The 20,613-nt window shown below is 61.0% G+C and carries 17 protein-coding genes and 3 pseudogenes; 15 read left to right on the forward strand and 5 right to left on the reverse strand.

Translation table 11 applies throughout. The features are described 5' to 3' along the window. Positions 1 to 384: hypothetical protein (locus tag HLUSI_RS33990; protein WP_238533943.1), on the forward strand; the 384-nt coding region annotated here is incomplete at its 5' end. A gap of 11 nt (positions 385 to 395) precedes the next feature. Here the strand turns inward: HLUSI_RS33990 and HLUSI_RS34915 are convergent. From HLUSI_RS34915 to wrbA, 4 genes and pseudogenes are all read right to left on the reverse strand, one after another. Then, positions 396 to 494, reverse strand: a pseudogene (locus HLUSI_RS34915) (hypothetical protein); the annotation flags it as partial. A 65-nt stretch (positions 495 to 559) separates the two neighbouring features. Further along, a complete protein-coding gene (locus tag HLUSI_RS0107765) occupies positions 560 to 2,002 on the reverse strand; it encodes an FAD-binding oxidoreductase (RefSeq protein WP_016833433.1) in 1,443 nt (480 codons plus the stop codon). A gap of 16 nt (positions 2,003 to 2,018) precedes the next feature. Beyond that, positions 2,019 to 2,423: a DUF2069 domain-containing protein gene (locus HLUSI_RS0107770; protein WP_016833434.1), complete on the reverse strand. Its 405-nt coding sequence runs from the start codon at positions 2,421 to 2,423 to the stop codon at positions 2,019 to 2,021. After that, positions 2,424 to 3,035 (reverse strand): NAD(P)H:quinone oxidoreductase, encoded by a 612-nt coding sequence (gene wrbA / locus HLUSI_RS0107775; RefSeq protein ID WP_029363262.1) that lies wholly within the window; start codon positions 3,033 to 3,035, stop codon positions 2,424 to 2,426. Positions 3,036 to 3,178: 143 nt separating this feature from the next. On the opposite strand from wrbA, the gene HLUSI_RS27555 reads away from it, so the two are divergent. Next, complete coding sequence (locus HLUSI_RS27555; protein ID WP_050977660.1) at positions 3,179 to 4,525, forward strand: YihY family inner membrane protein; 1,347 nt, start codon at positions 3,179 to 3,181, stop codon at positions 4,523 to 4,525. Here the strand turns inward: HLUSI_RS27555 and HLUSI_RS0107785 are convergent. After that, positions 4,499 to 4,819: an Mpo1-like protein gene (locus HLUSI_RS0107785; RefSeq protein WP_016833437.1), complete on the reverse strand. Its 321-nt coding sequence runs from the start codon at positions 4,817 to 4,819 to the stop codon at positions 4,499 to 4,501. The genes HLUSI_RS27555 and HLUSI_RS0107785 overlap by 27 nt on opposite strands. 226 nt (positions 4,820 to 5,045) lie before the next feature. Between HLUSI_RS0107785 and HLUSI_RS0107790 the strand changes: the two genes are divergently transcribed. The 13 genes and pseudogenes from HLUSI_RS0107790 to trpB all read left to right on the forward strand — a co-directional run bounded on the left by HLUSI_RS0107790 (position 5,046) and on the right by trpB (position 20,555). Next, positions 5,046 to 5,495 (forward strand): CBS domain-containing protein, encoded by a 450-nt coding sequence (locus HLUSI_RS0107790; protein WP_016833438.1) that lies wholly within the window; start codon positions 5,046 to 5,048, stop codon positions 5,493 to 5,495. A gap of 153 nt (positions 5,496 to 5,648) precedes the next feature. After that, a complete protein-coding gene (locus HLUSI_RS0107795; RefSeq protein WP_016833439.1) occupies positions 5,649 to 7,535 on the forward strand; it encodes an MFS transporter in 1,887 nt (628 codons plus the stop codon). Between the two features lie 52 nt (positions 7,536 to 7,587). Further along, a pseudogene (aroC, locus tag HLUSI_RS27560) lies at positions 7,588 to 8,662 on the forward strand (chorismate synthase). A 185-nt stretch (positions 8,663 to 8,847) separates the two neighbouring features. Then, positions 8,848 to 9,696 (forward strand): M48 family metallopeptidase, encoded by an 849-nt coding sequence (locus HLUSI_RS0107805; RefSeq protein WP_016833443.1) that lies wholly within the window; start codon positions 8,848 to 8,850, stop codon positions 9,694 to 9,696. 119 nt (positions 9,697 to 9,815) lie between these two features. Continuing rightward, the gene (gene leuC, locus HLUSI_RS0107810; RefSeq protein ID WP_029363264.1) at positions 9,816 to 11,216 is read left to right on the forward strand and encodes a 3-isopropylmalate dehydratase large subunit; all 1,401 of its coding nucleotides are present in this window, start codon (positions 9,816 to 9,818) and stop codon (positions 11,214 to 11,216) included. Positions 11,217 to 11,234: 18 nt separating this feature from the next. Further along, complete coding sequence (locus HLUSI_RS0107815; protein ID WP_029363265.1) at positions 11,235 to 11,366, forward strand: entericidin A/B family lipoprotein; 132 nt, start codon at positions 11,235 to 11,237, stop codon at positions 11,364 to 11,366. 127 nt (positions 11,367 to 11,493) lie between these two features. Next, positions 11,494 to 12,141 carry a 3-isopropylmalate dehydratase small subunit gene (leuD, locus tag HLUSI_RS0107820; protein ID WP_016833446.1) on the forward strand — a complete coding sequence of 216 codons (648 nt, stop codon included), beginning with the start codon at positions 11,494 to 11,496 and terminating at the stop codon, positions 12,139 to 12,141. Between the two features lie 117 nt (positions 12,142 to 12,258). Beyond that, entirely contained in the window at positions 12,259 to 13,329 is a 1,071-nt protein-coding gene (gene leuB / locus HLUSI_RS0107825) for a 3-isopropylmalate dehydrogenase (RefSeq protein ID WP_016833447.1), read from the forward strand. A 78-nt stretch (positions 13,330 to 13,407) separates the two neighbouring features. Further along, positions 13,408 to 14,514: an aspartate-semialdehyde dehydrogenase gene (asd, locus tag HLUSI_RS0107830; protein WP_029363266.1), complete on the forward strand. Its 1,107-nt coding sequence runs from the start codon at positions 13,408 to 13,410 to the stop codon at positions 14,512 to 14,514. A gap of 329 nt (positions 14,515 to 14,843) precedes the next feature. Further along, complete coding sequence (locus HLUSI_RS0107835; RefSeq protein WP_016833449.1) at positions 14,844 to 17,510, forward strand: FimV/HubP family polar landmark protein; 2,667 nt, start codon at positions 14,844 to 14,846, stop codon at positions 17,508 to 17,510. 211 nt (positions 17,511 to 17,721) lie between these two features. Further along, positions 17,722 to 18,543: a tRNA pseudouridine(38-40) synthase TruA gene (truA, locus tag HLUSI_RS0107840; RefSeq protein WP_193365576.1), complete on the forward strand. Its 822-nt coding sequence runs from the start codon at positions 17,722 to 17,724 to the stop codon at positions 18,541 to 18,543. A gap of 63 nt (positions 18,544 to 18,606) precedes the next feature. Further along, positions 18,607 to 19,269, forward strand: coding sequence for a phosphoribosylanthranilate isomerase (locus HLUSI_RS0107845; RefSeq protein WP_085944008.1), 663 nt, complete (start codon positions 18,607 to 18,609; stop codon positions 19,267 to 19,269). 42 nt (positions 19,270 to 19,311) lie between these two features. Next, positions 19,312 to 20,555 (forward strand): annotated as a pseudogene (gene trpB, locus HLUSI_RS27565) (tryptophan synthase subunit beta). The last annotated feature ends 58 nt before the right edge of the window (positions 20,556 to 20,613 follow it).

The raw sequence follows: 20,613 nt of genomic DNA on the forward strand, positions 1-20,613 counted from the left end.
TTTTTTTTTTGCGTTGAAATTCCTGGAGATCCGATCAGATCAGGCCGGGCATTCGGCGCGGTAATTCTCGGCCGCGCGCTGGCTCTTGCGCCGTGCTTTTTCCATCGTCTTGACCGGTGCATTGCGCAGGTCGTCTTCCGCCCAGGTCTTGCGTTGCGCCAGCTGGGCGCATTTTCTTTTCTGCTTTTCGGCGACCAGTCTGGCGCGCGCTTCTTCGCGTTCTTGTTTTTCGCGTTGCCGGCTCACGCGCTTTTCTTCCTCTGCACGGCTTTTGTCGAGGCGCTGCCGGAGGGCTTTGTCTTTGGCGGCGGTAGTTTGCGTGGGGCTCTTGACGCCGCGTCGATGGCGACGGTCGTGCCGTTGGCGCAGGCGGCGTCGCTGTAGGTGACTTTGCCGTCGCTGTCGCATTTGTAGACTGCCCAGGCGGGCAGGGAACAAAGCAGCAAGGACAGCGCGAGCAGTGGCGGGCGGACGGAAAACCTGACGGAAAACATGGGTGAAACTCCTGGCGACGGAGAGATATGTTGTCGGGGGATCCGACCGCCGCCGTCGGCTGCGGTCAGAGCACTTTGCCGGGATTCATCAGCCCGTGCGGATCCAGCGCCTGTTTGATGGCGCGCATGAGCCGGAGTTCTACCGGCGATTTATAACGCAGGATTTCTTCACGTTTGAGCGCGCCGAGTCCGTGTTCGGCCGAGATCGACCCGCCGAATTTATCGACGCTGTCATGCACCGCGCGATTGATGACCGGTTGTTCGAGGACGAAGTCGGTGTCCTTGACGCCGGGCGGCGGCGACACGTTGTAGTGCAGGTTGCCGTCGCCGAGATGGCCGAAGGTGACCATGCGGCAGCCGGGCGATGCCTGCTGCACCAGCACGTCGGTCACGCGGATGAATTCGCCGATGCGCGAGATCGGCACCGAGATGTCGTGCTTGATGTTCTTGCCTTCATGCGCCTGCGCCATGGAGATGTGCTCGCGCAATTGCCACAGGGCTTTCGATTGCGCGATCGAGGTGGCGATGACGGCGTCGTCGATCAGCTCCTGCTCCAGCGCCAGGCCGATCACGGCTTCGAACATTTCGGACGCATGCGCTTCGGATTCGCTGTCCGATAATTCCAGCAGCACGTATTGCGGATGGAGGCGGTCGAACGGTGCGCGATGCGGCGGGAAGTGTTTGGCGACCAGCTGCATGCAAAAATCCGACATCAGCTCGAACCCGGTCAGCGCCGCGCCGCAATGCGCCTGCGCCAGGCTCAGCAGCCGCAGCGCGTGGTCCGGCGTGCGCAGCGCGGCCAGCGCCGTGACCTGCGCTTTAGGTTGCGGGAACAGTTTGACGACCGCCGCGGTGACGATGCCCAGCGTGCCTTCGGCGCCGATGAACAGGTCGCGCAGGTCGTAGCCGGTGTTGTCCTTGCGCAGGCCGCGCAGGCTGCTCATGACGTCGCCTTCTGCCGTGACGACTTCCAGGCCCAGGCACAATTCGCGCGTATTGCCGTAGCGCAGGACCGCGGTGCCGCCGGCATTGGTCGACAGGTTGCCGCCGATGGTGCAGCTGCCTTCAGCGGCCAGCGACAACGGGAACAGACGCTGCTCTGCCGCGGCGGCTTGCTGGAGGTTTTGCAGGATGCAGCCGGCTTCGACCGTCATGGTATTGTTGACCGGGTCGACTGCGCGGATGCGATTCAGCCGCGTCAGCGACAGCAATACCGCCTTGCCACTGGTGTCGGGCACGCTGCCCAGCACCAGGCCGGTATTGCCGCCTTGCGGAACGATCGGCACCAGATGTCGGACGCACAGTTTGACCACGGCGGCGACTTCCCCGGTGCTGCCCGGTCGCAGCACGGCCAGCGCACGGCCGGTGTAGCGTCCGCGCTGGTCGGTCAGGTAACCGGCAGTATCGGCATCCGCGGTGAGGACGTAGGCGCCGCCGAGGGCATCGCGACAGGCTTGCAGGAAATCTTGGGGAAAATCTTGGGAGAAATCTTGTTCTGCTGCGCTCATGATGTTTTCCGGAAGATTATTGCGAAGCCTTCTGGATGGCCTGGCGGGCGATTTCCTTGGCGGCTTTCTTGTAGGGCGCCAGGTACAGGACCGCGCACAGGAAATACACGCAGCTGAGGGCGACTTCGATCCAGCCGAGCGTGATCGACGTGGCCACGCGGTCGCTGGTGGCGCGCACGATGCCTTCGGTGAAGTACAGCAGGATCAGCATCGACGACCATTGCATGGTGTAGACGTCGCGTTTGAGGACGCCGCGCAGCGGGAACAGCAGCGGGATCACCTTGAGCACCATCCACGAACCGCCCGGTCGCAACGGCGCCAGCGCCAGTTCCCAGGCAACGCAGAGGATGATCAGCGCGACCAGGCTGACGGCGGCGCCGAGATGGAAGATGCGAAAACGATGCGTGCTCAGTGTGCTCATTCAAGTCTCCTGCAGTTTGATGGCGTTCTGTGCGAGGCGGCGGCCGAGGGCAACCGCCAGCGCGCGGGTATCGTCGGAAATCGCCTGGTTGCCGTTGACGCCGGCCCAGTGGCTGGCGCCGTAAGGCGAGCCGCCGCTGCTGGTGCTCATCAGTTCGGGCTGGGTGTAGGGCAGGCCGACGATCAGCATGCCGTGGTGCAGCAAAGGAATCATCATCGACAACAACGTCGATTCCTGGCCGCCGTGCAGGCTGCCGGTCGAGGTGAACACGCTGGCGGGTTTGCCGGCCAGCGCGCCCGACAACCATTGCGGTGCCGTGCCGTCCCAGAAATACTTCATCGCCGCCGCCATGTTGCCGAAGCGCGTCGGCGAGCCCAGCGCCAGCCCGGCGCATTGTTCGAGGTCGCTCAGTTCGACGTAGGGGGCGCCGTTGGCGGGCACGTCCGGTTCGGTGGCTTCCGTCACGGTGGAGACGGCGGGCACGGTGCGCAGGCGCGCATCGCAGCCCGGCACGCTTTCCACGCCTTGGGCGATCAGCTCGGCCAGTTTGCGGGTGGAGCCATGTCTCGAGTAGTAAAGGACCAGTATCGTTGTATTAGTTGTGTTCGGCATGTTGGTATTATAGGAGCCTTTATTTATCCATCGCACGCGTTTTACTGCTCGCATTTCGAGAATGAAACCTGGCGCATGACGAGGCGCAGTTCCGGCTTCTTCATGATTTTGATTGCTTTCTCTTGCTTACTTTTCTGAAACCCATGCAGGGCTTGTCTCGTACCCAGTTGCGTGATTTGTTCCGGTTCGCCGCCAAGCGGCTGAGCGACGATCGCCTGCCGCAGGTGGCGGGCAGCCTGACGTTTACCACCATCCTGTCGCTGGTGCCGCTGCTGACCATTGCGCTGGCGATCTTCACCGCGTTCCCGCTGTTCAGCACGTTCCGCTCGGCGCTGGAGGCGTATTTCGTCCAGAGCCTGATGCCCAAGGGCGTGGCCAGCACCATCCTCGGCTACCTGAACCAGTTTTCGTCCAAGTCGGCGCGCCTGTCGGCGGTCGGCGGCGTGGCGCTGATCCTGACGTCGGTGCTGACCATGGCGACCATCGATCGCGTGTTCAACCAGATATGGCGCGTCAAGAAGTCGCGCCCTTTGCTGCAGCGCATCCTGGTGTACTGGGCAATCATCACGCTCGGCCCCTTGCTGATCGGGATTTCGATCAGCGTGACGTCGTATCTGTATTCCGCCACCAACGGCGTGGTCACCAGCGTGCCGCTCATCGGCGCCAGTTTTTACACGCTGATTTCGGTGCTGCTGACCACCAGCGCGTTCACGCTGCTGTACATCGCCGTGCCGAATCAATGGGTGGACTGGCGCGACGCCGTCTGGGGCGGCTTGCTGGCCGGCGTGGGGGTGGAAATCGCCAAGCGCCTGTTCGCCAGCTATGTCATGAAATTCCCGACCTACACGATGGTGTACGGCACCGTGGCGGCCTTGCCGATTTTCCTGCTGTGGATTTACATGCTGTGGATGATCACGCTGGTGGGCGCTTTGGTGACCGCAGCGCTGCCGATCGTGCGCTACGAGCGCTGGTGGCATGTGGCGTCGCCGGGCAGCGAGTTCATCGACGCCATGAAAGTGCTCAAGATCCTGCATGAAGCGCGCGCCAACGGCGAATCGGCGAAGGTGGATGCCGGCTTGTTGCGCACACGCACGCAACTTGGGCTGGAAGAATTGCAGACCTTGCTGCAGAAGATGCTGGAAGCCGGCTGGGTCGGTTCGCTCAAGGGCGACGCGCCACGCCGGTCGGCCTGGAACAAGCGCCTCGCTGACGGACTGGACCGCTGGACGCTGCTGATCAATCCGGAATCGCTGAAGCTGGTGGACGTGTATCGCCTGTTCGTGTTCGACAGCGCCACCCATGCAGGCGAAGACCAGCAATTGGTCAATCGTGTCGAAAGCGCGGTGTCCCTGGTGCTGGACCAGACGCTGGCATCCTATTTCTCGGAAGGTGCGCAGGCGCCGGACTTGAGGGAAGTTGCCTCGTCAGCGCCGGTCGACGTCATCGGCGCTGACCGTCGGGGTTCAGAACGATATTTGCCCGGTCAATAGTTGCCAGTACATGACCCAGTCGCCCATGAAGGAGTAGAGCGGCTGGCGAAAACTGGCCGGGCGGTTCCTTTCGAAGCGGAAATGCCCGATCCAGGCAAAGCCGTAGCCGCACAGGACCTCCGCCGCCAGCCACCAGAAATTGTGCGTCAGCAGCAACATTCCCAGGCACAGCAGCGCCAGCGTCGAGCCGGCGAAATGCAGTTGGCGGCAGGTGCGGTTGGCATGTTCGCTCAGGTAGTTCGGGTAGAACTCGTCGAAGCTGGTGTATTTGTCATGATGCAGGACGGTCGGCATGCTGGTCTCCCTGTGTTCTTGTGATTTCAGAGTAGGCCTTGGCGCCGGCGGAATCAATGAAAAAATTTCATTTTCGGCATTGCTTTGCGAATGTGGGATTGTGGGCCGTCCGCAAACCTCGTACCATGCATATACCGCCATTGTTTGTGGATTTTTGCTCTCGCATGGGCTACATTCCGGACAGGAGCCCGACGCTCCATGGCTACAATAACTTAAGGATGACACCATGAAAGTCTCTGAAATTCTTAAAGTCAAAGGCAACATTCTCTTCACCGTGACCCCTGACACGCCGATTGCGGATGCCGTAGACGCAATGGCCGAGAAAGACATTGGCTCCCTGGTCGTCATGGAATTCGGCGAGCTGGTCGGCATGCTGACCTTCCGCGAAGTCCTCAAGACACTGCAGGACAACAAAGGCTCAGTTGGAACGAGCAGCGTGCGCAAGCACATGGACGATCATCCGATCACCGTCACGCCCGACACCGACCTCAACGAAGTGCGCCGCATCATGCTCGAAAAGCACGCGCGCTACGTGCCGGTGATGGACGCCAAGACGCTGCTGGGCGTGATGTCGTTCTATGACGTCGCCAAGGCAGTGCTGGACGCGCAGGGCTTCGAGAACAAGATGCTCAAGGCCTATATCCGCGACTGGCCGGCGGAAGAAGAGAATAGCTGAGTTGCGCGCAGGCGGCCCTGCCGATGCATTAGCCGCAAGCCACTCTTGCAAGAGAAACCGTTCATGTCGTCATGAGCGGTTTTTTGTTGTCCGAATGCCTGCGTCCCTGTCCGCGCATTCGTTCCCGATTTCTTTTCCCTTCATCTTTACTCCATGAGTCAATCCAGCCAGTTCTCCCTGCTCGGTCAACGCCGTTTCGCGCCATTCTTCTGGACCCAGTTCCTCGGCGCGCTCAACGACAATGTTTTCAAGACCGCGCTGCTGACCATCCTGACGTATGACGCGCTGAGCTGGACCGACATCGACACCGGCCTTCTCAACAACCTGATCCCGGGTTTGTTCATCCTGCCATTCTTCCTGTTTTCGGCGACCGCCGGGCAACTGGCCGACAAGATGGAAAAAGGCCGGCTGGCGCGCTACGTCAAGCTGCTGGAAATCGCCATCATGGGCATCGCCGCCTACGGCTGGATGACGCATCACCTGTGGTTGCTGGTGGTGGCGGTGGCCGGCATGGGCGTGCATTCAACCATCTTCGGGCCGGTCAAGTACGCCTATTTGCCGCAGCAACTCAAGCCGCAGGAACTGATCGGCGGCAACGGCGTGATCGAAATGGGCACCTTCGTCGGCATCCTGCTGGGTGAAGTAATCGGCGCGGTGCTGGTGGTGCACAAGCCGTTCGGACTGGAAATGGTCGCGGCGATCACGATCGGCTTCGCCGTGCTGGGCTGGCTGGCCAGCCTCGGCATTCCCTCTTCGCCGGCACCGGCGCCTGATCTCAAAATCAATTGGAATCCGTTCTCGGAAATGGTGCGCAACCTCGGTTTTTCGCGCCGCAACCGCCCGGTGTTCCTGTCGATCCTGGGCAATTCCTGGTTCTGGTTTTACGGCGCCATCGTGCTGGCGCAATTCCCGCTGTATGCGAAGAATTACCTGCATGGCGACCACAGCGTGTTCGTACTGCTGCTGATGGTGTTTTCGGTCGGCATTGGCATCGGTTCGCTGCTGTGCGAACGCCTTTCCGGCCACAAGGTGGAAATCGGTCTGGTGCCGTTCGGCGCGATCGGCCTGTCGGTGTTCGGACTCGAACTGTACTTCGCCAGCGTCAGCTATACCGCGACGGCGGCAGTTGACATGAGCGGTTTCGTGGTGCAGCACGGTAGCCTGCGCATCCTGTTCGATTGCGCGATGATCGGCGTCTTCGGCGGTTTGTACATCGTGCCGCTGTTTGCACTGATCCAGACGCGCTGCGATCCGGAGCACGTTTCTCGCACCATCGCCGGCATGAACATCATGAACTCGCTGTTCATGGTGGTGGCGGCTTTGCTGGCGATGGTGCTGCTGCGCTCGGGCTTCACGATCCCGCAGATTTTCCTGGTCACGGCGATTCTCAACGCGCTGGTGGCGACCTACATCTTCTCGCTGGTGCCGGAATTCCTGATGCGTTTCCTGGCGTGGATGCTGATCCATACCATCCACCGCGTGCGCACCGTCAACGCCGAGCTGATTCCCAAGCACGGCGCGGCGGTGCTGGTGTGCAACCACGTCAGCTATGTCGACGCCATCGTGATCATGGCCGCCAGCCCGCGCCCGATCCGTTTCGTCATGGATCACCGGATCTTCAGGACGCCGGTGCTGTCGTGGATCTTCCGTACCGCCAAGGCGATTCCGATTGCGCCTGCCAAGGAAGACCCGTGGCTGATGGAAAAGGCCTACGTCGACATCGCGCAGGCGCTGCATGAAGGCGACCTGGTCTGCATCTTCCCGGAAGGCAAGCTGACCAGCACCGGCGAGATCAATGAATTCAAGGGCGGCATCAAGAAAATCATCGACCGCTCGCCGGTGCAGGTATTCCCGCTGGCCTTGCGCGGCTTGTGGGGCAGCCTGCTGACGCGCGGCGCCGGCAATCCTTTCCATCGCTCGTTCAAACGCGGCTTGTTTTCGCGGCTGGAGCTGGCGGTGGGCGAGCCGATTCCGGCGCAGCAGGCGACACCGGAATACCTGCAGCAACGCGTGAGCGAACTGCGTGGCGAGTGGAAGTAATCCCTACGCTGGTAAAATCACCCTTTCAGATCATTAAAAGCAGAGCTTCGTTATGTCCGGCAATACCCTCGGCACGCTGTTTACCGTTACCACCTTCGGCGAATCCCATGGCCCGGCCATCGGTTGCGTGATTGACGGCTGCCCGCCGGGCATGGAATTGTCCGAAGCCGACATCCAGCCAGAGCTCGATCGCCGCAAGCCAGGCACCTCGCGCCATGTGACCCAGCGCCAGGAACCGGATACGGTCGAAATCCTGTCCGGCGTGTTCGAAGGCAAAACCACCGGCACGCCGATCGCGCTGCTGATCCGCAACCAGGACCAGCGCAGCAAGGATTACGGCAATATCCTTGATACTTTCCGTCCCGGCCATGCCGACTACACCTACTGGCACAAGTACGGCATCCGCGATCCGCGCGGCGGCGGCCGTTCGTCGGCGCGCCTGACTGCACCCGTGGTCGGCGCGGCGGCGGTGGCCAAGAAGTGGCTGTTCGAGAAATACGGCACCACCTTCAAGGGGTGCATGAGCCAGCTCGGCGACATCGCGATTCCGTTCGAATCATGGGAGCACGTGCGCGAGAATCCTTTCTTCGCCGCCAACGCGACCGTCATTCCGCAACTGGAAGACTACATGGACGCCGGGCGCGCGCATCGATGTCGTGGCGCAGAATGTGCCGGTCGGGCTGGGCGAGCCGATTTACGACAAGCTCGACGCCGAGATCGCCTTCGCCCTGATGGGCATCAATGCCGTCAAGGGCGTGGAAATCGGCGCCGGCTTCAGGTCGGTGGCGCAAAAAGGCACCGAACATGGCGACGCGCTGACGCCGGATGGTTTCGTCGGCAACAATGCCGGCGGCATTTTGGGTGGGATTTCCACCGGCCAGGACATCACCGCGTCGATCGCCATCAAGCCGACCTCGAGCATCCGCTCGCCGCGCCCGTCGATCGACAAGGCCGGCCACGCCACCGACGTCGAAACCCACGGTCGTCACGATCCCTGCGTCGGCATCCGCGCCACGCCGATCGCTGAAGCCATGCTGGCGCTGGTATTGATGGATCACGCCTTGCGTCATCGTGCGCAATGCGGCGACGTGCACGTGACGACGCCGCAGATCGCCGCCCAGAAATAAATCGAATTTCAACAATTTGCCGCGCTTTTTCCGCGGCAAGCAGAACCGAGTTGTCGTGCGCCGGTCGAACGATCCGCAAGCACGGGGAGACATTGCGTCCACAACAACGATGCACGGCAGCGCCGTAGCATCGACCTGGCCGGACAGTTGTTTCCCTGTATTTTTATCTTTCACGAGGGGATGGCATGGGCTACCAGGCACTGAAGACACCGTATCGACAACAATTCCTGCCGCGGCTGCTGCTCGCAGTGACCGCACTGGCGCTGACCGCCTGCGAAAGCGTGCAAACCACTCAGGGCGGCGCCGTCGGCGTGACGCGCACGCAAAGCATGGCCTTGTCCGCGCAGGAAATCGACAGCGCCGCCGTCAAGGAATACGCCCAGGTGCTCGACGAGCAAAGGAAGAAGGGCGCGCTGAATCAAAACGCCGCCCAGGTGCGCCGCGTGCGCGCCATTGCCGACCGGCTGATCCCGCAAACCGTGGCGTTCCGTCCCGACGCCGCCAAGTGGAAATGGGAAGTCAACGTCATCACCTCGCCGGAAGCCAACGCCTGGTGCATGCCCGGCGGCAAGATCGCCGTCTACACCGGCCTGATCGAAAAACTCAAGATCACCGACGACGAACTGGCCGCCGTGATGGGCCATGAAATTTCCCACGCCTTGCGCGAACACGCGCGCGAACGGGCTTCCGAGCAGGCCGTGACCGGCTCGCTGATTTCCATCGGCTCTTCGCTGCTCGGCGTCGGCGAACTCGGCCAGCAGGGTGCGCAGTACGCTTACATGGGCCTGATCGGCCTGCCGAATTCGCGCACACACGAAACCGAAGCCGACCGCATGGGCGTGGAACTCGCCGCCCGCGCCGGTTACGATCCGCGCGCTGCGATTTCCCTGTGGCAAAAAATGGGGCAGATTGGCGGCAGCGAACCGATGAAATTCATGTCCACGCATCCTTCGCGCGACGATCGCATCAGCGATCTGACCGTCTATTCGCAGCGGGTGATGCCGCTCTACGAGCAGAGCAAGAAAACGCGTTGACCGCAAAGCGTTGCCGAACGCGCGCCAAAACCACATTGCCGCCTCGGAAAAGGCGTGTTTATGGCATAATCAAAGGCTCATTTCAACGACTTGCGTAGCCTTTACACGCCCGCATCATCATGCTCAAGACGCTATACGACAAACTTTGGGAATCTCACGTTGTTCATGCTGAACAAGACGGAACGGCCATTTTGTACATTGACCGTCACCTATTGCATGAAGTGACCAGCCCGCAAGCATTCGAAGGCCTCAAGCTGGCCGGTCGCCAGCCATGGCGCAATGCCGCCAATCTGGTGGTGGCCGATCACAATGTGCCGACCACCAATCGCGCCAACGGCATCGCCGATCCGATCTCGCGTTTGCAGGTCGAGACGCTGGACGCCAACGCCAAGGAATACGGCCTGACCTATTTCGGCATGAACGACAAGCGCCAGGGCATCGTGCACGTCATCGGGCCTGAGCAAGGTGCGACGCTGCCCGGCATGACCGTGGTCTGCGGCGACTCGCACACATCCACGCATGGCGCTTTCGCCTGTCTGGCGCACGGCATCGGCACCTCCGAAGTCGAGCATGTGCTGGCGACGCAAACGCTGCTGGCCAAGAAATCCAAGTCCATGCTGGTCCAGGTCGACGGCGCCTTGCCGAACGGCGTGACGGCAAAAGACATCGTCCTGGCGGTGATCGGCAAGATCGGCACCGCCGGCGGCACCGGCTACGCCATCGAATTCGCCGGCTCGACCATGCGCGCGCTGACCATGGAAGGCCGTATGACGGTCTGCAACATGGCCATCGAAGCGGGTGCGCGCGCCGGCATGATCGCGGTCGACGACACCACGATCAACTATCTCAAGGGCCGGCCGTTCTCGCCTGCGGGTCCGCACTGGGAACGCGCCGTGAGTTACTGGCGTACGCTGCATTCCGACCCGGGCGCCAAGTTCGACATGGTCGTGACATTGAACGCCACGGAGATCAAGCCGCAAGTGACTTGGGGCACCTCGCCGGAAATGGTGATCGCCATCGACAGCCGCGTGCCGGATCCGGACAAGGAAAAAGACGCCACCAAGCGCGACGGCATGGAAAAGGCCCTGGCCTACATGGCGTTGAAACCCAACACCCCGATCGAAGACATCCGCATCGACAAGGTGTTCATCGGTTCCTGCACCAACTCGCGCATCGAAGATTTGCGTGAAGCGGCGGCGGTGGTGCGCGGCAAGTTCCGCGCTTCCAACGTCAAGCTGGCGATGGTGGTGCCGGGCTCCGGCCTGGTCAAGGAACAGGCTGAACGCGAAGGCCTGGACAAGATTTTCCGCGATGCCGGTTTTGAATGGCGCGAGCCGGGCTGTTCGATGTGCCTGGCGATGAACGCCGACCGTCTGGAGCCGGGCGAGCGTTGCGCGTCGACGTCCAACCGCAACTTCGAAGGGCGTCAGGGCGCCGGCGGCCGTACTCACCTGGTGAGCCCGGCGATGGCTGCTGCTGCTGGTATCGCAGGACATTTCGTTGACGTGCGTTCTTTATAAAACTATCTTGGTGAAATCATGAAAAAAATAATCGTTTTGACTGCACTGGCCGTGTCGTTCCTGACCTTGACTGCATGCAATACCGTGCGCGGATTCGGTGAAGACGTCTCGAAGGTCGGCGACAAGATGCAGGACGCCAGCAAGAAGTAATGATGCAGTGGTGGCGGCAGCCGGTGTGTCTGCACCGCTGTTGCTGATTTGTTTTGTTGAAGAGATAAAAGAAATCGGCTGATCGGATTGCCGCATGGTGCGGCGATCCATCATCGATAAAAGTGCCATGAATAAATTTATTGTCCATGATGGTCTGGTTGCTCCGCTTGATCGCGCCAACGTCGATACCGACGCGATCATTCCCAAGCAATTCCTGAAATCGATCCAACGCAGCGGCTTCGGTCCGAACCTGTTCGACGAATGGCGTTATCTGGATCATGGCGAGCCGGGCATGGACAATTCCAAGCGTCCGCTGAATCCTGATTTCGTGCTGAACCAGGCACGTTATCAAGGCGCATCGGTGCTGCTGGCGCGCAAGAATTTCGGTTGCGGCTCCTCGCGCGAACACGCGCCGTGGGCGCTTGATCAGTACGGCTTCCGTGCTGTGATCGCACCGAGCTTTGCCGATATTTTCTTTAATAATTGCTTCAAGAACGGCCTGTTGCCGATCGTGCTGCCGGAGCAGCAGATCGACCGCCTGTTCGATGAAGTGAAGGCATTCCCGGGCTTCCGCCTGATCATTGACTTGGAAAAACAAGTCATTACTACCGCCAATGGCAGTCAGACTTATCCGTTTGAGGTCGGCGAATTCCGCAAGTATTGCTTGCTCAACGGCCTGGACGACATCGGTCTGACATTGCGCCAAGCGGACAAAATCCGCGCTTTTGAAGAGCGTCACCTGTTCGATCAACCTTGGCTGGCCAATACCATCTGAGCGTATCTGCAGGTTTCTGAAGTTTCCGATTAGCCGGATGTCCCATCGCACGGTCTCCTGGACCGGTGCAGGTGCGGCAGCCGGCGTTACCATTTTCCAAGACTAGAAGACGACGACATGAAGATTGCAATTTTGCCAGGCGATGGCATCGGTCCCGAGATCATTGAACAAGCGGTGCGCGTGCTCAATACACTGGGCGAAAAGTTTGAGATGGAAACCGCGCCGGTCGGCGGCGCAGGCTACGAAGCACACGGCCATCCGCTGCCGGACGGCACGCTGAAGCTGGCCAAGGAATCCGATGCCATCCTGTTCGGCGCCGTCGGCGACTGGAAATACGACACGCTGGATCGCCCGCTGCGTCCTGAACAAGCCATCCTGGGCCTGCGCAAGCACCTGCAACTGTTCGCCAATTTCCGTCCGGCGATCTGTTATCCGGAACTCACCGGCGCTTCGTCGCTGAAGCCTGAACTGGTGGCGGGTCTGGACATCCTGATCGTGCGCGAACTGAACGGCGACATTTACTTCGGCCAACCGCGCGGCATGCGCGAAGCGCCGGACGGTCCGTTCAAGGGCGCCCGCGAAGGCTTCGATACCATGCGTTACAGCGAGCCTGAAATCCGCCGCATAGCCCACGTTGCCTTCCAGGCTGCGGCCAAGCGCGGCAATCGCCTGTGCAGCGTCGACAAGGCCAACGTGCTGGAGACCTTCCAGTTCTGGAAAGACATCGTCACCGACGTGCACAAGGAGTATCCGCAAGTCGAACTGACCCACATGTACGTGGACAATGCCGCCATGCAACTGGTCAAGGCACCGAAGAATTTCGACGTCATCGTGACCGGAAACATGTTCGGCGATATCTTGTCCGATGCGGCAGCCATGCTGACCGGTTCGATCGGCATGTTGCCGTCGGCCTCGCTGGACGCCAACAACAAGGGCCTGTACGAACCATCGCACGGTTCGGCGCCGGACATCGCCGGCAAGGGCATCGCCAATCCGCTGGCGACTATCCTGTCGGCAGCCATGATGCTGCGTTTCTCGCTGAACAAGGCGGAACAGGCGGACCGTATTGAAGCGGCGGTGAAGAAAGTCCTTGCGCAAGGCTATCGCACCGGCGATATTTATGAAGAGGGCACCACCAAGGTCGGCACCAAGGAAATGGGCGATGCAGTCGTCAAGGCATTGGGCTGAGTTCTGGGTTGATCGCGGTAGTGGTTTTTTTAACGTTGTAGTTCATTGATTATGGAAGTTCATAAATAGGGAAAGATGATGAAACTGGTTGGTTTGGTAGGCTGGCGTGGAATGGTGGGTTCGGTCCTGATGCAACGCATGCAGGACGAGGGTGATTTCGATCACATCGAACCGGTATTTTTTTCGACCTCGAATGCAGGCGGTAAAGCACCGTCGTTCGCCAAAACGGCAACGACGCTGAAAGACGCCAACAGCATTGACGAGCTGAAAAAATGCGACATCATTATTACCGCGCAAGGCGGCGACTACACCACCGAGATCTTCCCCAAGCTGCGCGCAGCCGGCTGGAACGGTTTCTGGATCGATGCGGCGTCGACCCTGCGCATGAAGGACGATGCCGTGATCGTGCTCGATCCGGTCAATGACAACGTCATCCGCGACGCGCTGGCCAAGGGCGTCAAGAACTACATCGGCGGCAATTGCACCAACTCCATCTTGCTGATGGGCGTGGGCGGCCTGTTCAAGGAAGGTCTGGTCGAGTGGGTCAGTTCCATGACCTATCAGGCGGCTTCCGGCGGCGGCGCCAACCACATGCGCGAGCTGTTGAAGGGCATGGGCGTGATCAGCGCTGCCGTGACCGATGAGCTGGCGACGCCGTCGTCGGCGATTCTGGATATCGACCGCGTGGTTGCCAAGACCATCCGCGAAGACGTGCCGACCGAGTATTTCGGCGCGCCGCTGGCCGGCGGCCTGATCCCGTGGATCGACGCGCAGCTGGAAAACGGCCAGTCCAAGGAAGAGTGGAAGGGCCAGGCCGAAGTCAACAAGATCCTCGGCAACGACAAGCCGATTCCTGTCGACGGCCTGTGCGTGCGCATCGGCGCGATGCGTTGCCACAGCCTGGCATTGACCATCAAGCTCAAGCGCGATCTGCCGCTGTCCGAGATCGAATCCATCATCCGTGCGGGCAACCAGTGGGTGAAATGGGTGCCGAACGACCGCGCCATCACGGTCAAGGAATTGACTCCGGCATCGATCACCGGCAGCCTGGAAATCGGCGTCGGCCGCGTGCGCAAGCTGAACCAGGGGCCGGAATACATTTCCGCGTTCGTGATCGGTGATCAGTTGCTGTGGGGCGCGGCCGAACCGCTTCGTCGCATGCTGCGCATCATCCTTGGAAAATAATTGATGACGAGACGTGGGGTTTTCTCCCGTTTCGTTGTCAATTTGCAACGCTAACCCGTCAAACATTCCGTACCCGGAATGTTGGCGGGTTTTGACCATCTTGAGAACTTGGTTACACTTGCAGGCCTAAGTTCTTGATGATATGTTGAAAATCAGAATTTATCTCATCCACGTCAATAAACTGATCGTCGCAACAGGGCTGGTCAAATCCATTGCTTAGTGGCAATTTGGAGGACTTTCGTTGACCTGTCGAATTTTTACTTGTCATTGATGAAATAAACTTTGGTCTTCAGGCCTTCTTTATGGAACGTCTACCTCACCATACAAACATGCCTCTACATACTGATAACAAGTTTCCGCTGTCCCGCCTGAAAAAACTGAGCGCCGCCGTTACCCTGGCAGTCATCCTGCCGATGGGAGCGCATGCCGCCGGGCTCGGCAAGCTGACCGTCTTGTCGGCGCTGGGCCAGCCGCTGCGCGCGGAAATCGAGCTGACTTCAGTATCGAAAGAGGAGGAAGGCTCGCTGGTGGCCCGCCTTGCGCCGGCCGACGCTTTCCGCAAGGCCAACATCGATTTCAATCCGGTATTGTCGTCGCTGCGTTTTTCCGTCGAACAGCGTCAGGGCCGGCAACTGGTCCGCATCAGTTCTGCGCAGGCGCTCAACGAGCCCTTCGTCGATCTGCTGCTGGAATTGAGCGGCGGCGGCACGCGCCTTGTGCGCGAGTACACCTTCCTGCTCGACCCGCCTGACATGCGCAAGCCGCAGGCTGCGCAATCCGCGCCGGCAACGCCGCCTGCAGCAGCGCCTGCTGTCGCGAAACCTGCTGCGGTTGCTGCCACTACCGCTACGCCAGTCGCAAAACCTGCACCGGCTGCAGCACCGGCGACAGCGTCGTCTGCAGCAACCAACAACAGCGACGACGAGCCGGTGTCGAGCATCGTCACCAAATCCGCACCTTCGCCGCTGGCTGAAGAAATCATCCGCAACGGCCGCAGCAGCGAGCAGGGTGGCTTGACCAACGCGCCGGTGCCTGCGGCCGTGGCTGCCAGAACCGTACCTCAGCCCGCTGCCGCCAAGTCCGAAGAAACCGCTCCTGCAGCTACCGGCAAGCGAGGCAAGGGCGCCGCAGCTAATGCCGCAGCCAAGCCTGAAGGCAAGGCAGGCGACAAGACTTATCGCGTCAAGGAAGGCGACACGCTGGCGGACATCGCCAATCGCACCAAAGACAACACCGTGTCGTTGGATCAGATGCTGATCGCGTTGTACCGCGCCAATCCCGACGCCTTCATCGGCGACAACATCAATCGCCTGCGTGCAGGCCGCGTGTTGTCGGTGCCGGATGCCGCCGCCGCCGGTGCGGTCGACAAGGGCGAAGCGCGCAGCACCGTGGTGGCGCAGGCGCAGGATTTCAACGCTTACCGCAACAAGCTGGCAGGCCAGGTCGCCAGCGGTCCGGCCCGCAAGGCCAACGACGCCAGGCAAAGCGGCGGCGGTAAAGTAACTGCGCGCGTGGAAGAAAAATCTTCCACCAACGAAGCCCGCGACCGCTTGCAATTGTCGAAGGCCGGCGCGGGAGCGAAAGATCGCGCCGCCGCTGAAAAAGCTGCGGCCGAAGACAAGATTGCAGCAGACAAGGCGATCGCCGAAGCCAATGATCGCGTCAAGGCGCTGGAGAAGAACGTCAGCGATTTGCAGAAGCTGCTGGAAATCAAGAACAAGACGCTGGCCGAAATGAGCGAGCAGCAGAAGGCCGCCGCCAAGCCGGAAACTCCGGCCGCCGCACCTGCAGCTGCGGAAGTGAAGCCGGAAGAAAAGCCGGTCGAAGCCAAGCCGGCTGAAGCAACACCTGCACCGGCGCCCGAGCCTGCCAAGCCTGAAGCGACACCTGCTCCCGCAGCCGCTCCGGCCGAAGCAAAGCCCAAAGTCGCCGTGGTCCCCGGCCCGGTCGCGACCGCCAGCTTCTTTGATCGTATCCAGGACAATCCTTTCGTGTTGCCGGGCGCCGGTACGCTGGTCGCCTTGCTGGCGGCGTGGGGCGTCGTGCGCGTGCGCAACAACAAGAAGAAGGCTGCCGCGGCGGCAGCAGGCGATCCCGAACAGGAGGATGAGCCGGCGGCGTCGCCCAAGGAAACGCCACCGGCGGTTGAAGCCGCAGCTGTAGCGGCGGCGGCAGTTGCTGCGGAAGCGGAAAAGCCCGCTCCCGAACCGGTTGCCGTGGTTGAAGAGCCAGCTGCAACTCCGGTCGCCGAAGCGCCCGAAGTCGAGGCCGTCGATCCGATCGAAGAGGCTGACATGTACATTTCCTTCGGCCGCGAAGAACAGGCTGAAGACATTCTGCAACTGGCGCTGAAATCCGATCCGAACCGGCAGGCAATCCGCAACAAGCTGCTGGAAATCTATGCGAAGCGCCAGGACGTCGATGCCTTCAACGACGTGGCCAAGGAGTTGCATGCCGGCACCGGCGGCATCGGCGAAGAGTGGGAGAAGGCGGCGGCCCTGGGCATCGTGCTTGATCCGACCAATCCGCTGTATGGCGCCGTCATCGAGGAAGAAGAGATCGCACCTGCGGAAGAACCGGCTCCCGCCGAGCCGGAACCCGACCAGGGCCTGGAATTCGACCTGGACGATTTCAAGGGCGCGGAAATCCAGCCGGGCGCCACGCCGCCGACTGACATCGGTAGCAAAATCGATTTCGACCTCGAACTCGACAGCGGCGCCAAGCCGGCAGAAGAGGACGCACAGAAGCCGGCCGCGCCTGCGCTCAACGACATCGACCTGGACTTGCCGCCACCTGAAACACCGAAGCCGGTCGACGTGCTGGAAGACGACGAATCCGCTTTCACCGCCGAAATGTCGACCAAGCTCGACCTGGCTGCTGCCTACCAGGAAATCGGCGACAAGGAAGGCGCTCGCGAATTGCTCGAGGAAGTCATCCGCGGCGGCAACGACGCCCAGATATCGCGCGCCCGCGACATGCTGTCCAAGCTGTCCTGAGCGTAGCGGGCCGTATGTCTGGAAACGGACGAGACGGGCGCCGGCAGCGGCGCCCGTTTGCATTTGTTGAGTTGTTGAACCTGCATTTAAATTCATTGAACCGGGCAGCGTGCTGCAAAGCGACTGCTGCAACTTGTTGACTGCCGTGACCGAACCATCCCTTCCTGCCGAAAACATTGCCGCCGACGCGCAGTCGCGTCCATTGCCCGCTTTGCATCGCGTCGTGCTCGGCATTCAGTACGACGGCAACTCGTGGCAGGGCTGGCAGACCCAGCCGCACGGGCTGACCGTGCAGGACAAGCTGGAAGCCGCGCTCAAGAAATTCACGTTGACCGACATCGATACCACCTGCGCGGGTCGCACCGATTCCGGCGTGCATGCGCTGGAACAGGTGGTGCATTTCGACACCGTCATTGCCCGCGAAACAGCCTCGTGGGTGCGCGGCGTGAACGCCTTCCTGCCGCCTTCGATCGCCGTGCGCTGGGCCTGCGAAGTAGCGCTGGAAGAAGCATCCGGACTCAATCCGGGCGAGCGCGAAGACGGCTTCCACGCCCGCTTCAGCGCCACCGCGCGCACCTATCACTATGTCTTGTACAACCACCCGGTGCGTTCGCCGCTGCTGGCGGGCAAGGCCGGCTGGACTTTCCGTCCGCTCGACGTCGGCCTGATGCAGCAAGGCGCGGATCACCTGATCGGCATGCATGATTTTTCGAGTTTCCGCGCGGTCGAATGCCAGGCCAGGTCGCCGGTGCGCACGATGGAATCACTGCAAGTGCGTCGTCACGGCGACATGATCGTCTTCACGCTCAAGGCCAATGCCTTCCTGCACCACATGGTGCGCAACATCGTCGGTTCGCTGATCTATGTCGGCAACGGCAGGCAGCCGCCGCAATGGATTGCCGAAGTGCTGGCGCAAAAGGACCGCGGTTGCGCTGCGCCGACCTTCATGCCGGATGGCCTCTATCTCGCCAAAGTCGACTATCCTGCGCGCTGGCAACTGCCGCAGGAAGCCGCCGCCTGGCCCTGGCTGTAGCCGGCTGGCCCAATCGGTTAGACTAGGCGTCTTGTTATCCTTCGCTCCCGCTCTCATTTAGTGATCATGTCCAGGACCAGAATCAAGATTTGCGGCTTGACCCGCGCTGAAGATGTCGTCGCCGCCGTTGCGGCCGGCGCCGATGCGATCGGCTTCGTGTTTTACGCCAAGAGCCCGCGCTATGTCACGGCCGATGTCGCTGCGCAACTGATCTCTGCGGCGCCGCCATTCGTCTCGACCGTGGGCCTGTTCGTCAATGCCGGCGCGGAGGAGGTCGCGGCCATCCTGCAGCAGGCGCCGTTGTCGCTGTTGCAATTCCATGGCGACGAAACGCCGGAACAGTGCGCCGCCATTGCCGCCGCAGTAAAACGACCGTTCATCCGCGCAGCACGCATCGGAAGTTCGACCACGCCTGCGGATTTGATAAAATACGAACAGGATTATCGTTCCGCCAGTCCTTATTTCACGGGACTCTTGCTCGACACCCTGGTTGAGCAATACGGCGGCAGCGGAAAGGTTTTCGATTGGTCTCTCATTCCAGAAGAACTCGCGCCTCGGGTCGTTTTAAGTGGTGGCTTGAGCGTACAAAACGCGACTGACGCGGTGCAGCGCGTGCGCCCGCACGCCGTCGACATCAGCAGCGGTGTCGAACAAGCCAAAGGCATCAAGGATGCCGCCAAGATCGCCGCCTTCATCAGCGCGGTGCGCCAGGCGGACAACATCTGAACGAATGCCGTCTTACCTGGATCGAACAGCAGAGGAATTGCAATGAAAGAATTAAATCCGCTCGGAAATTTTTCCGAGCGCCAGCCTGTCTCCGCAGCAGCCTTGCACCAGACTGCGCCCTACAACCTGCCTGACGCGCGCGGCCATTTCGGCCAGTACGGCGGCAGCTTCGTGTCGGAAACCCTGACGCATGCGCTCAACGAATTGCGCGACGCCTATGCGCATTACCAGCACGACGAACAGTTCCTGGCCGAATTCCATACCGAACTGAAACACTTCGTCGGCCGCCCGAGCCCGGTCTACCACGCCAAGCGCTGGTCCGAACTGGCCGGCGGCGCGCAGATCTACTTCAAGCGCGAAGACCTCAACCACACCGGCGCGCACAAGATCAACAACGTCATCGGCCAGGCCTTGCTGGCCAAGCGCATGGGCAAGAAACGCATCATTGCCGAAACCGGCGCTGGCCAGCACGGCGTGGCGACCGCAACAATTTGTGCGCGCTTCGGCATGGAATGCATCGTCTACATGGGCAGCGAAGACGTCAAGCGCCAGTTGCAGAACGTCTACCGCATGAACCTGCTGGGCGCGACAGTCGTGCCGGTTGAATCCGGTTCCAAGACGCTCAAGGATGCCCTCAACGAAGCAATGCGCGACTGGGTCACCAATGTCGAAAGCACCTTCTACATCATCGGCACCGTGGCCGGCCCACATCCGTATCCGATGATGGTGCGCGACTTCCAGTCTTCGGCAACGAATGCATCGTGCAGATGCCCGAGATCGCCAGCCGCCAGCCGGACTATGTCGTCGCTGCAGTGGGCGGCGGCTCCAATGCGATGGGGATTTTCTATCCCTACATCGACTACAAGGATGTGCAGCTGGTCGGCGTCGAAGCCGCTGGCGACGGCCTCGACAGCGGCCGTCATTCGGCGTCGCTGACGCTGGGTTCGCCCGGCGTGCTGCATGGCAACCGCACCTACCTGCTGCAGGATGAAAACGGCCAGATCATGGAGACGCACTCCGTCTCCGCCGGTCTCGATTACCCCGGCGTCGGCCCGGAACACTCGTGGTTGAAAGACAGCGGCCGCGCCAGCTATGACGACGAGGCGCTGGCTGCGTTCAATACCTGCTGCCGTATCGAGGGCATCATCCCGGCGCTGGAGTCGAGCCATGCGCTGGCCTACGCAGCCAAGCTGGCGGCGACCTTGCCGAAAGACAAGATCGTGCTGGCGAATCTTTCCGGCCGCGGCGACAAGGACATGCATACCGTGCAACAGCGCCAGGGTTGATCCCCGGCCTGGCCCGCACGTGCCGGCCGGTCCTTGTGGGCCTGCCGGCTGGTTCGAC

The sequence above is a fragment of the Herbaspirillum lusitanum P6-12 genome, from assembly GCF_000256565.1.
Taxonomy (GTDB): Bacteria; Pseudomonadota; Gammaproteobacteria; order Burkholderiales; family Burkholderiaceae_D; genus Herbaspirillum; species Herbaspirillum lusitanum.

Excerpts from the sequence above, each read along its gene's own strand:
- HLUSI_RS0107765 (WP_016833433.1), bottom strand. The coding sequence starts at position 2,002 with ATGAGCGCAGCAGAACAAGATTTCTCCCAAGATTTTCCCCAAGATTTC.
- HLUSI_RS0107770 (WP_016833434.1), bottom strand. The coding sequence starts at position 2,423 with ATGAGCACACTGAGCACGCATCGTTTTCGCATCTTCCATCTCGGCGCC.
- wrbA (WP_029363262.1), bottom strand. The coding sequence starts at position 3,035 with ATGCCGAACACAACTAATACAACGATACTGGTCCTTTACTACTCGAGA.
- HLUSI_RS27555 (WP_050977660.1), top strand. The coding sequence starts at position 3,179 with ATGCAGGGCTTGTCTCGTACCCAGTTGCGTGATTTGTTCCGGTTCGCC.
- HLUSI_RS0107785 (WP_016833437.1), bottom strand. The coding sequence starts at position 4,819 with ATGCCGACCGTCCTGCATCATGACAAATACACCAGCTTCGACGAGTTC.
- HLUSI_RS0107790 (WP_016833438.1), top strand. The coding sequence starts at position 5,046 with ATGAAAGTCTCTGAAATTCTTAAAGTCAAAGGCAACATTCTCTTCACC.
- HLUSI_RS0107795 (WP_016833439.1), top strand. The coding sequence starts at position 5,649 with ATGAGTCAATCCAGCCAGTTCTCCCTGCTCGGTCAACGCCGTTTCGCG.
- HLUSI_RS0107805 (WP_016833443.1), top strand. The coding sequence starts at position 8,848 with ATGGGCTACCAGGCACTGAAGACACCGTATCGACAACAATTCCTGCCG.
- leuC (WP_029363264.1), top strand. The coding sequence starts at position 9,816 with ATGCTCAAGACGCTATACGACAAACTTTGGGAATCTCACGTTGTTCAT.
- HLUSI_RS0107815 (WP_029363265.1), top strand. The coding sequence starts at position 11,235 with ATGAAAAAAATAATCGTTTTGACTGCACTGGCCGTGTCGTTCCTGACC.
- leuD (WP_016833446.1), top strand. The coding sequence starts at position 11,494 with ATGAATAAATTTATTGTCCATGATGGTCTGGTTGCTCCGCTTGATCGC.
- leuB (WP_016833447.1), top strand. The coding sequence starts at position 12,259 with ATGAAGATTGCAATTTTGCCAGGCGATGGCATCGGTCCCGAGATCATT.
- asd (WP_029363266.1), top strand. The coding sequence starts at position 13,408 with ATGAAACTGGTTGGTTTGGTAGGCTGGCGTGGAATGGTGGGTTCGGTC.
- HLUSI_RS0107835 (WP_016833449.1), top strand. The coding sequence starts at position 14,844 with ATGCCTCTACATACTGATAACAAGTTTCCGCTGTCCCGCCTGAAAAAA.